The sequence below is a fragment of the Shewanella sp. ZOR0012 genome (genome assembly GCF_000798835.1).
In the GTDB taxonomy this organism is placed as follows: domain Bacteria; phylum Pseudomonadota; class Gammaproteobacteria; order Enterobacterales; family Shewanellaceae; genus Shewanella; species Shewanella xiamenensis.
The window spans coordinates 3,415,297-3,426,615 of record NZ_JTLE01000094.1; the positions used below are offsets into that span (position 1 = coordinate 3,415,297).

An 11,319-nucleotide genomic window follows, 5' to 3' on the forward strand; every position below is an offset into this window, starting at 1 on the left:
TTAGTACTTTGAGTACAAAATAAAAAAAGCGACCTCTGGTCGCTTTTTTTATACCCTAGATTCGGCCGTTGAGGCTCGACTCTGCACAAAACGGTGGCTATAATGTCGCGTCTTGATAGATATCAACTAACAGCGACCTGTGCCAAAAGCCAGTAGTGGTGGGCATTGTAGTCAAATTTAATGATCAAGAAACGAATACCTGAATAGTTGAAGATTCGACTATTACAAAGGACGTTAGACAAATTTCGAGGTAAAACAATGCAAGTTTCTGTTGAAGCAACCCAAGGCCTAGAGCGTCGCCTGACCATTTCTGTTCCTGCTGAACAAATTGAAAAACTGGTTAAAGACAGTTTACAACGTGAAGCTAAGCGTGCTCGTATCCCAGGTTTCCGTCCTGGCAAAGTGCCTGTTACTGTAATCAACAAACGTTATGGCGCAGCTATTCGTCAAGACATCACTGGTGAAGTGATGCAACGTAACTTTATCGAAGCGATCATCGCTGAGAAATTAAACCCAGCAGGTGCACCAACTTTCGTTCCAGGTGCAACTGACGGTGAAAAATTCGAATTCGTAGCAACTTTCGAAATCTACCCAGAAGTTGAGTTGAAAGGTTTAGATGCAATCGAAGTAGAGCAACCAAAAGCCTCTGTAACCGATGCTGATGTAGACAGCATGATCGAAACTTTACGTAAGCAACACGCGACTTTCGCCGCTGTTGAGCGTGAAGCAGCTGACGGCGACAAAGTGAAAATGAACTTTGTGGGTTCAGTTGATGGTGTTGAATTCGAAGGCGGCAAAGCTGAAGATTTCGAACTGCAATTAGGTAGTAACCGTATGATCCCAGGTTTTGAAGCGGGTATCTTAGGTCACAAAGCCGGTGAAGAGTTCGTTATCGACGTGACTTTCCCTGAAGAATATCACGCTGAAAACTTAAAAGGTAAAGCAGCTAAGTTTGCTATCACCTTAACTGAAGTATTAGCGGCTAACTTACCTGAAGTAAACGATGAGTTTGCAGCATTATTCGGTATCAGCGAAGGTGGTTTAGAAGCCCTTAAAGCTGAAATCCGTAAGAACATGAACCGTGAGCTTGAGCAAGCGTTAAAAGCTAATGTGAAAGAGCAAGTGATCGCAGGTTTATTAGCTAACAATGACATCGAACTGCCAAAAGCACTGATCGATGGTGAAGTTAACGTATTGCGTCAACAAGCGATGCAACGTTTCGGCGGTCAAACGGCGAACATGCCTGAACTGCCAGCTGAATTATTCACTGAGCAAGCAGCTCGTCGCGTGAAGATCGGTCTGTTATTAGGCGAAGTCATCAAGACTAACGAGCTGAAAGCGGAAGATGAGCGTGTACAAGGCTTAATCGCTTCTATGGCTTCTGCTTATGAAGATCCAAGTGAAGTGATTGCGTATTACAACAGCAATAAAGAGCTGATGCAAAACATGCGCAACGTTGCGCTTGAAGAGCAAGCTGTTGAAGCACTGCTTAAAACAGCCAAAGTGACCGAAAAAGAAGTCGCTTTTGAAGAATTTATGAACAAGGCTACAGGTCGCGCATAAGCTAAGCTTGACTTGATTGGCAGTTCGCCATTTATAATGGCTGGTATGAGGCTCCTCATGCGAGCCATTTTTATTTAGGGAAATGAATAATGCATAATGCGTCAGACATACAAAGTGCTTTAGTGCCTATGGTGATCGAACAGACTGCTAAGGGTGAACGCTCATTCGACATTTATTCTCGTCTGTTAAAAGAGCGGATTATCTTTTTAGTGGGTCAAGTTGAAGAGCATATGGCGAATCTGATTGTGGCGCAGTTGCTATTCCTCGAATCAGAAAGCCCAGATAAAGATATCTTTTTATATATCAACTCACCCGGTGGTTCAGTCACCGCGGGCATGGCGATTTACGATACCATGCAATTTATTAAGCCTAATGTGAGTACGGTGTGTATTGGTCAAGCGGCCAGTATGGGCGCGTTTTTATTAGCTGGCGGTGAAAAGGGCAAGCGTTTCTGCTTACCTAATTCTCGCGTGATGATCCACCAACCACTGGGTGGATTCCAAGGTCAGGCTTCTGATATTGCTATTCATGCCCAAGAAATCTTAGGCATCAAGCATAAACTAAATCTGATGCTGTCAGAGCATACGGGCCAGCCACTCGAAGTAATTGAGCGTGATACTGATCGCGATAACTTCATGAGCGCTACTCAAGCTGTGGAATATGGTTTAGTTGACGCAGTGATGACTAAACGCAGCTGATTTTTACTTTTGACTGGGCTATGCTCTGTAAAGCAACGCTGAGTTTAAAGTGAACAAGTTTAAGATAAGCAGTAGAGCAGACTGCAAATGAGGTAATTAATGGGCGACAACAAAAATAATGGTGACAGCGGTAAATTGCTGTACTGCTCTTTTTGCGGTAAGAGCCAGCATGAAGTCAGAAAACTGATTGCAGGCCCATCAGTATATGTATGCGACGAATGTGTCGAGTTATGTAATGACATCATTCGTGAAGAGATTAAAGAAATCTCCCCCAAGCGTGATAATGATAAATTACCCACGCCACATGAGTTGCGTGCACATTTAGATGATTATGTCATTGGGCAGGACAGAGCTAAAAAAGTCCTTTCTGTTGCGGTATACAATCACTATAAACGTCTGAGAAATTCATCCCCTAAAGATGGGGTGGAATTGGGTAAGAGCAACATTCTGCTGATTGGTCCAACGGGCAGTGGTAAAACACTGCTGGCCGAAACGCTCGCGCGCTCATTGAATGTCCCATTTACTATGGCAGACGCTACCACCTTAACTGAAGCCGGTTATGTGGGTGAAGACGTTGAAAACATCATTCAAAAGCTGCTGCAAAAGTGCGATTACGACGTTGAGAAAGCGCAGCGTGGTATCGTGTATATCGACGAAATCGACAAGATCAGCCGTAAATCAGATAACCCATCGATTACCCGTGATGTATCGGGTGAAGGCGTGCAGCAAGCGCTGCTGAAACTTATCGAAGGTACGGTTGCCGCGGTTCCACCCCAAGGTGGTCGTAAGCATCCACAGCAAGAGTTCTTACAGGTAGATACCTCTAAGATCCTGTTTATCTGTGGTGGTGCATTTGCGGGTCTTGAAAAGGTGATTGAGCAACGTGCTCATGTTGGTTCGGGTATCGGTTTTGGTGCGCAAGTTAAAGGCGAAAAAGATAAAGCAACGATATCTGAAACCCTGTCTCAAGTTGAGCCAGGCGATTTAGTTAAATACGGCTTGATCCCCGAGTTTATCGGCCGTCTACCAGTCGTTGCTACACTAACTGAATTGGATGAAGATGCATTAGTGCAAATTCTGTCTGAGCCTAAAAATGCCTTAACTAAGCAGTACAACGCACTGTTTGAGATGGAAGGTGTTGAATTAGAGTTTCGCGAAGATGCACTTAAAGCGATTGCCCATAAAGCCATGTCACGTAAAACAGGTGCCCGTGGTTTACGCTCCATCGTAGAAGGTATCTTACTTGATACTATGTATGATATCCCATCGATAGAAGGTGTAGTGAAAGCGGTTGTCGATGAGTCAGTGGTTAATGGTGAGTCTGCACCGATTCTGATTTATGAGCGCAATGAAGCACAGGCGGCTTCTGGCGAACAATAATTGTACAGATAGCTAATAAACTGAAAATCAAGGAGTCCAATGGACTCCTTTTTTCGTATTGACCATTGAAAGGGCCTAAACCGCCCCAATATACTCCTTAACAAATCCCTTTTATTTAAACGGAATCGAACTATGACCTTAGAGCGTGAAGCGCATATCGAACTCCCCGTGCTGCCACTGAGAGATGTGGTGGTCTATCCCCATATGGTAATTCCGTTGTTCGTTGGCCGAGAAAAATCGATTCGTTGTCTCGAAACGGCAATGGCCCAGGATAAGCAAATTATTTTAGTTGCTCAGCGTGATGCTGAGTTAGATGAGCCGACCAAAGACGATATCTTTGACGTTGGTACAGTGGCATCTATTCTGCAACTGCTGAAACTACCAGACGGTACAGTCAAAGTGCTGGTCGAAGGTGGTCGCCGCGCCCGTATTACGCGTTATACCCAAGAAGCAGATTTCTTTGTGGCTAAGGCTGAATATCTCGAATCTGAGCCTTTAGAAGACAAAGAAGAGGAAGTCTTGGTTCGTAGCGCGATTGGCCAATTTGAAGGCTATATCAAGCTCAACAAGAAGATCCCGCCAGAGGTTTTAACCTCACTGTCTGGTATCGATGAAGCGGCGCGCCTTGCTGACACTATGGCGGCTCACATGCCGCTTAAGCTTGAGGACAAACAATCCGTCCTTGAGATGACCAATATTGGCGAACGTCTTGAATATTTAATGGCGATGATGGAGTCGGAAATTGACCTGTTACAGGTTGAAAAACGCATCCGCACCCGCGTTAAAAAGCAGATGGAAAAGAGCCAACGTGAGTACTATCTGAACGAGCAAATGAAAGCCATCCAAAAAGAATTGGGTGACTTAGACGAAGGCCATGACGAATTTGAAGTCTTAAATCGTAAGATTGAAGAAGCCAATATGCCAAGCGATGCCAAAGAAAAGGCGGTCGCTGAACTGAACAAATTACGTATGATGTCGCCGATGTCTGCCGAAGCGACCGTGGTTCGTAGCTATGTGGATTGGATGACGTCTGTGCCTTGGAGTCAACGCTCTAAAATCAAACGTGATTTAGCGAAAGCCCAAGAAGTGCTCGATACTGACCATTATGGTTTAGAGAAAGTTAAAGATCGCATTCTGGAATACTTGGCGGTGCAGAGCCGTGTACGTCAACTGAAAGGGCCAATCCTGTGTTTAGTTGGACCACCAGGTGTAGGTAAAACCTCACTCGGTCAATCGATTGCCAAGGCGACGGGTCGTAAGTATGTGCGTGTTGCCTTAGGCGGCGTGCGTGATGAAGCGGAAATTCGCGGACATCGCCGCACCTACATTGGCTCTATGCCAGGTAAAATCATCCAAAAAATGGCCAAAGTGGGCGTGAAAAACCCCTTATTCCTGCTGGATGAAATCGACAAAATGAGTTCGGACATGCGTGGCGACCCAGCATCAGCACTATTAGAGGTGCTCGATCCTGAACAAAACGCGACTTTTAACGACCATTACCTCGAAGTCGACTACGACTTATCCGATGTAATGTTCGTGGCGACCTCGAATTCGATGAATATACCGGGGCCACTTTTAGATCGTATGGAAGTGATCCGTCTGTCGGGTTATACCGAAGATGAAAAACTCAATATCGCTAAGCAGCATTTATTGACGAAGCAAATCGAGCGTAACGGCCTTAAAGCGAATGAAATTCATATCGAAGACAGTGCGATAGTCGGCATCATCCGCTACTACACCCGTGAAGCGGGTGTGCGGGCGCTAGAACGTGAGTTGTCTAAGATTTGCCGTAAGGTCGTGAAAATGATCCTGCTGGATAAATCCATCAAGTCAGTTACAGTCACCGCGGATAATCTCAAGTCTTTCCTCGGTGTGCAGCGTTTTGACTATGGCAAGGCGGAATCTAACAACCAAATCGGTCAAGTCACAGGGTTGGCTTGGACTGAAGTGGGTGGTGATTTGCTCACCATTGAAGCGACTTCAGTGCCCGGCAAAGGCAAGTTGACCTACACTGGCTCACTTGGCGATGTGATGCAAGAGTCGATTCAAGCGGCGATGACAGTTGTTCGCGCCCGTGCGGAACAATTAGGTATCAACGGCGACTTTTATGAGAAGCGTGATATCCATGTGCACGTACCAGAAGGAGCAACGCCTAAGGATGGTCCATCCGCAGGTGCTGCAATGTGTACTGCATTAGTGTCTAGCTTAACGGGTAACCCTGTGCGTGCCGATGTGGCGATGACGGGTGAAATTACCTTACGCGGTGAAGTGTTACCTATCGGTGGTTTAAAAGAAAAACTGCTGGCAGCACATCGCGGTGGCATTAAATTGGTGCTTATTCCAAAAGAAAATGAGCGTGATCTGGAAGAAATTCCTGCCAATGTCATTGCCGATTTAGAAATTCGCCCTGTGCGTTGGGTCGACGAAGTGTTAAAACTGGCGCTAGAAAGACCCGTTGAAGGCTTCGAAGTGGTTAAAAACTTGGCATAACGCAAGAAAATGCGCTATGACGTTAAAAAAAATGAAAAAAGGGGCTTAACAAAGCGCAGACCTGTGGTAGCCTAGGTCAGTGGAGAGCCAGCTGCTCCAAGCCCTTGGGGCAACTGGCTTTGAGCTGTATCTAGTTTTATTTCTTTGGTTTTCGAACTCAGCTTGAACTTTGAATTCAAGCTTGTTATAAAAGCCTCCGCAGACCGCTCTAGAGACGGATTTGGTTGCGGCGCAAAAAAATTACATTCAAGGGGATGACATGAACAAATCTGAACTAATCGAGAAAATCGCTTCTGGTGCTGACATTTCTAAAGCCGCTGCCGGCCGTGCACTGGATTCTTTTATCGCAGCTGTGACTGAAGGTTTGAAAGAAGGCGATAAAATTTCTCTTGTTGGTTTTGGTACTTTTGAAGTGCGTGAGCGCGCTGAACGCACTGGCCGCAACCCACAAACGGGTGAAGAAATCAAAATCGCAGCAGCAAAGATCCCAGCTTTTAAAGCGGGTAAAGCTCTGAAAGACGCTGTCAATTAATTTTTGATATCGCAGCCTTTGTAAGGCGTTCGTAATGATAAGCACTGTTTAAACAGTGCTTTTTACGAATTGAAAGTAATGGATTTTGAAGGTCAATTTCTACCATTACTCGGGGTTTTAGCACTTACCAGTGGTAGCGTCTGAATAATCCCTATTAATTACAGAAAGGCGCATCTCAAGCTGATGCGCCTTTTTATTTTGTTAATCGCAACGAGCGAGATATCTGATGTTAGAAAAGATCCGCGATGGTTCGCAAGGCGTGATTGCTAAAGGCATTCTCGTACTTGTGATTTTATCTTTTGCATTTGCAGGGGTGAGTAGCTATTTAGGCTCAACTTCCGATGTACCTGCCGCAGAAGTCAACGGTGACAAGATCACTAAAGCCGAGTTAGAACAAGCCTACCAGAGCGAACGCGCTCGTATGGAACAACAACTGGGCGAAATGTTTGCTGCCCTATCTGCGGACGAAAGATACCTAGAAAGCATTAAGCAGAGCGTTCTCGAGCGTCTAGTGGCAGACAAACTGATCGATCAAGCTGCCGCTGCGATGGGATTACGTGTTTCTGACGAACAAATTATTGCAGCGATTAAATCTGAACCCGCTTTCCAAACTGACGGTAAATTTGATAACGACCGTTATCAGGCTATTTTGCGTCAGTTAGGTTATCAGCCACAAACCTTTAGAAGCATGATGCGTGTCGATATGACTCGTCGTCAGTTAACAGCTGCGTTAGTGGGCACTGAATTTGTATTACCCGGTGAAGCTAAACAATTAGCTGAGCTGCAAGGCCAAACTCGCGACATTCGTTATTTAGTGGTGGACTCTGCGCCATACCTTGCCAATGCCTCTGTGACAGACGAGCAAGTAAAAAACTACTATGACGCCAACCAGGGCCAGTTTATGAGCCCAGAGAAGGTGAGTTTAGAATATGTTGAGTTAAACGCGGCTGATTTTGCCAAAGACAGCAAAGTGACCGAAGAAGAAGCTCAGGCTTACTACGATGAGCATAAGACGCAATATGTGTCTAACGAGAAACGTTTAGCCGCGCACATTCTGATTGGCCCAGGTAGCGATGAAGCCGCTGCGAAAGCCAAGGCTGAAGATTTAGCCAAGCAGTTAGATAACGGTGCTGATTTTGCTGAGTTAGCCAAAGCCAATTCTGAAGATACCTTAAGTGCAGAGCAGGGCGGAAAATTAGACTGGTTTGAGCCCGGTGTGATGGACCCCTCATTCGATGCTGCGCTTTTTGCTCTGCAAAAAGGCCAACACTCAGCTGTCGTCAAAACAGATTTTGGTTTCCACATCATCAAACTGTTAGACGTTCAGCCTGGTACCACAGTGCCCTTTGCTGACGTTAAAACTAAGATTATTGCTCAGTTACAAGAGAAAAAAGCGGTAGATCAATTCTATAGCTTGCAGAGCAAACTGGCCGATACCAGTTACGAAGTGCCTGATACCTTAGCCGAAACTGCAAAAGTGGTGGGTGTTGAGATTAAGACAACGCCGCTATTTTCGCGTGATGATGTGCCAGCGGCATTGAACAAGCCTGATGTAGTAAAAGCAGCATTTTCAGACTCAGTGATGCGCCAAGGGCTAAATAGTGAAGTGATTGAGCTTGAACCGAATCACGTAGTGGTTATTCGCATGAAAGAACATCACGATGCGGGCACTATGCCATTAGCCGAAGTGAAGGCCGACATCGCAGAGCGTTTAAAGCAAGATCAAGCGAACGCAGCAGCACGTGCTAAAGCAGAAGAGTTAATGGCGCAAGTGAAAGCTGGCGCTGCTGATGTGAGCTTAATCGCTAAGGCTAAATTGGGGCGTGGTGCACAGGATTTAGACGCGGCCATTGTGACAAAAACCTTCCAAATGCCAACGCCGAGTGCTGCACCTGTGGTTGATACTGTCGCTTTAGCAAATGGCTATGCTGTGATTGCACTGGACAAAGTGAACGCGGCTGAGTCTATTAGTGATGAGTTAGTCAATGCACTAAAACAACGCCTAAATGCACAATACAGCGAAGCGGATTACCGCGGTTTGATCGAGTCACTGAAAGCGAACGCAAAAATCCATTACCCTGTAGAAGGTTAATGGTGATAAGGGATAACTCAGTCTATCCCTTATGTTCGCAAGCAAATATAAAGTGTTTTGCTAATCAAATAGAAAAGGCCAAGTGTTTACTTGGCCTTTTTGTTTGTGCGTTATCAAACGATATGGGCGCTATTTCAGCAGCTTAATCATCCACGCCAATCATCACGCTGCTGGCTTTAATGAGTGCGTAAGCCGAATCACCCACCTTCAAGTTTAAACGCTCACAGGAGGCTTTAGTTACGACGGAGGTTAACACTACGCCCGGTGCCAGTTCGATAGTGACTTCGTTGTTTACAGAGCCAATTTCGATAGCGGTAATAGTGCCACTTAGGGTATTCCGTGCACTGATCTTCATTCTTTATCCTTATTTAGTGTTGAATGGTCATGCTATTCTAGCCTATTGCCATGGGGTTGCAGCAAATAAAAACGCCACCCGAGGATGGCGTTTAAAAGCAAGGTGTAATCTTGACGATTACAGCTCGATCACATCGAACTCAACGTACGGATTCACATCAGCGTCGTAGTCGATGCCTTCAATACCAAAGCCGAAAAGTTTAATAAACTCGGCTTTATATTCTTGATAATCGGTCAGCTCTGATAGATTTTCAGTGGTCACTTGTGGCCACAGATCACGGCAATGCTGCTGGATATCTTCGCGCAGTTCCCAATCGTCTAAACGCAGACGGTTATCGCTATCGGTCTCAGGTTTTGCACCATCGGCACGGAACAGACGCTCACTGAACATGCGATAGATTTGCTCCATACAGCCTTCGTGCAGGCCTTCTTGGCGCATCTTCTTAAACACCATTGCAATATACAGTGGCATCACTGGGATGGCTGAGCTGGCTTGGGTTACAACGCTTTTGAGCACGGCAACGTTGGCGCTACCGCCTGTCACTGAGAGCTTATCGTTTAAGGCTTTTGCAGCACGGTCTAAGTCCATTTTGGCTTTACCTAATGCGCCATGCCAGTAGATTGGCCAAGTTAACTCAGTACCGATATAGCTATAGGCAACGGTTTTGCAGTTGTCGCTCAATACGCCAGCCTCGGCGAGCGCGTTAATCCACAATTCCCAATCTTGGCCGCCCATCACTGTGACTGTATCGGCAATTTCTTGCTCAGTCGCAGGTTCGACAGTGGCTTCGATAATGCAGTCTTTGTTGGTATCAACGGCGGTCGCTGTATACACTTCACCGATTGGTTTGAGCGCAGAGCGTACTAGTTCGCCAGAATCTGGCAGTTTGCGCACAGGTGATGCTAATGAATACACCACCATATCCACTTGACCTAAATCTTGCTTGATTAGCTCAATGACTTTTTGTTTAGCTTCATGGCTAAAGGCATCGCAGTTGATGCTCTTAGAGTACAAACCTTCAGCTTTGGCAAACTTGTCGAAAGCGGCAGAGTTGTACCAACCTGCTGTGCCGGGTTTCGTTTCAGTACCTGGTTTTTCGAAGAACACACCAATAGTTGCTGCATCGCTACCAAAGGCGGCGGCAATGCGTGAAGACAGGCCATAACCACTGGATGAACCAACAACGAGGACTTTTTTAGGCCCGTTGGCGATTTTGCCCTTCGCTTTGGTTAAGGCAATTTGTTCTTGAACGTTAGCTTCGCAACCAACGGGATGAGTAGTGGTACAAATGAATCCACGAATTTTGGGTTTGATAATCATGTTTAAGCTTCTTCTATCAAAATGACCAATAGGATAAATACTTCGGCGATTAAATGGCATCTATTTTTAGCCAATTTGCCTGAATATTTAAGTGGTTGGAGCAGTTTAACGCTTATGAACAAACAGGCTCTGCTCCTGAATAAGCCTTTGGGTATATTCGTGCTGCGGTGAATTAAATATCTGTTCTGTGGGAGCTTTCTCAACCATAACGCCTTTATGAAGAACCATAATTTTATCGCTAACATGGCGAATAATATTGAGGTTATGGGACACAAAAATATATGACAATCCTAAGTCTTTTTGCAATTTCAGTAGCAAATTGAGGATTTGCGAGCGTACGGACAGATCTAAAGCGGTCAACGCTTCATCGGCGATAATGATTTTGGGGTTGAGCATTAGCGCCCGCGCCACGGCAACCCGCTGTTTTTGGCCTTCAGAAATCATATGCGGATAAAAGTCAGAATGTTCAGGTAATAAACCGACTTTCCTTAATGTCTCAATTACTTGAGAATTACGCTCTTTGGCAGATAGCTGAGTGTTAAAGCGCAATGGTTCATCGAGTAATTGACCAATGGTGAGCCTTGGGTTGAGCGAGGTATTAGGATCTTGAAAAATCATCCGAATAAGGCGGCAGCGTTGTTTGATATTACGGCTGTCTAAGGCTTCGCCTTCGAAGTAAATTTCACCGCCGCTGCGCGGTTCTGCGCCCACTAAAATACGTGCAAGAGTACTTTTACCTGAACCTGCCTCACCCACAATAGCTAAGGTTTCGCCGCGGTTTAATTCAAAGGAAACCGGGGCTAAGGCATCGTTATATTGGCGGGTAAAGCCTTTATAACCAGTATCATACCTTTTAAAGAGATCGTTAACTTTAAGCAGTGGAGTCGTC

The 11,319-nt window shown here is 45.5% G+C and carries 9 protein-coding genes; 6 read left to right on the plus strand and 3 right to left on the minus strand.

Annotated elements, in window-relative coordinates:
- The first annotated feature begins 258 nt into the window (after positions 1-258).
- The 6 genes from tig to ppiD all read left to right on the plus strand — a co-directional run bounded on the left by tig (position 259) and on the right by ppiD (position 8,755).
- Positions 259-1,563, plus strand: a complete 1,305-nt coding sequence (gene tig, locus L976_RS16580) for a trigger factor (protein ID WP_047538512.1) — start codon at positions 259-261, stop codon at positions 1,561-1,563.
- 89 nt (positions 1,564-1,652) lie between these two features.
- Entirely contained in the window at positions 1,653-2,261 is a 609-nt protein-coding gene (gene clpP / locus L976_RS16585; RefSeq protein ID WP_037417193.1) for an ATP-dependent Clp endopeptidase proteolytic subunit ClpP, read from the plus strand.
- Between the two features lie 99 nt (positions 2,262-2,360).
- Complete coding sequence (gene clpX / locus L976_RS16590; RefSeq protein WP_037417195.1) at positions 2,361-3,641, plus strand: ATP-dependent protease ATP-binding subunit ClpX; 1,281 nt, start codon at positions 2,361-2,363, stop codon at positions 3,639-3,641.
- Between the two features lie 132 nt (positions 3,642-3,773).
- A complete protein-coding gene (gene lon, locus L976_RS16595) occupies positions 3,774-6,131 on the plus strand; it encodes an endopeptidase La (protein ID WP_037428151.1) in 2,358 nt (785 codons plus the stop codon).
- 259 nt (positions 6,132-6,390) lie between these two features.
- Positions 6,391-6,663 carry a nucleoid-associated protein HU-beta gene (gene hupB / locus L976_RS16600; RefSeq protein ID WP_006081127.1) on the plus strand — a complete coding sequence of 91 codons (273 nt, stop codon included), beginning with the start codon at positions 6,391-6,393 and terminating at the stop codon, positions 6,661-6,663.
- 226 nt (positions 6,664-6,889) lie between these two features.
- A complete protein-coding gene (gene ppiD / locus L976_RS16605) occupies positions 6,890-8,755 on the plus strand; it encodes a peptidylprolyl isomerase (protein WP_047538522.1) in 1,866 nt (621 codons plus the stop codon).
- Positions 8,756-8,897: 142 nt separating this feature from the next.
- Here ppiD and L976_RS16610 read toward each other — a convergent pair whose 3' ends face one another.
- From L976_RS16610 to L976_RS16620, 3 genes are all read right to left on the minus strand, one after another.
- The gene (locus tag L976_RS16610; RefSeq protein ID WP_037417205.1) at positions 8,898-9,110 is read right to left on the minus strand and encodes a TOBE domain-containing protein; all 213 of its coding nucleotides are present in this window, start codon (positions 9,108-9,110) and stop codon (positions 8,898-8,900) included.
- Positions 9,111-9,227: 117 nt separating this feature from the next.
- Positions 9,228-10,430, minus strand: a complete 1,203-nt coding sequence (gene fabV / locus L976_RS16615) for an enoyl-ACP reductase FabV (RefSeq protein ID WP_047540635.1) — start codon at positions 10,428-10,430, stop codon at positions 9,228-9,230.
- Between the two features lie 105 nt (positions 10,431-10,535).
- Positions 10,536-11,319 (minus strand): peptide ABC transporter ATP-binding protein (locus L976_RS16620; protein WP_047540637.1); only part of this gene is annotated, 784 nt, incomplete at its 5' end.

Bases quoted from the DNA above. Each gene is read 5' to 3' on its own strand.
- tig (WP_047538512.1), top strand. From the start codon at position 259: ATGCAAGTTTCTGTTGAAGCAACCCAAGGCCTAGAGCGTCGCCTGACC.
- clpP (WP_037417193.1), top strand. From the start codon at position 1,653: ATGCATAATGCGTCAGACATACAAAGTGCTTTAGTGCCTATGGTGATC.
- clpX (WP_037417195.1), top strand. From the start codon at position 2,361: ATGGGCGACAACAAAAATAATGGTGACAGCGGTAAATTGCTGTACTGC.
- lon (WP_037428151.1), top strand. From the start codon at position 3,774: ATGACCTTAGAGCGTGAAGCGCATATCGAACTCCCCGTGCTGCCACTG.
- hupB (WP_006081127.1), top strand. From the start codon at position 6,391: ATGAACAAATCTGAACTAATCGAGAAAATCGCTTCTGGTGCTGACATT.
- ppiD (WP_047538522.1), top strand. From the start codon at position 6,890: ATGTTAGAAAAGATCCGCGATGGTTCGCAAGGCGTGATTGCTAAAGGC.
- L976_RS16610 (WP_037417205.1), bottom strand. From the start codon at position 9,110: ATGAAGATCAGTGCACGGAATACCCTAAGTGGCACTATTACCGCTATC.
- fabV (WP_047540635.1), bottom strand. From the start codon at position 10,430: ATGATTATCAAACCCAAAATTCGTGGATTCATTTGTACCACTACTCAT.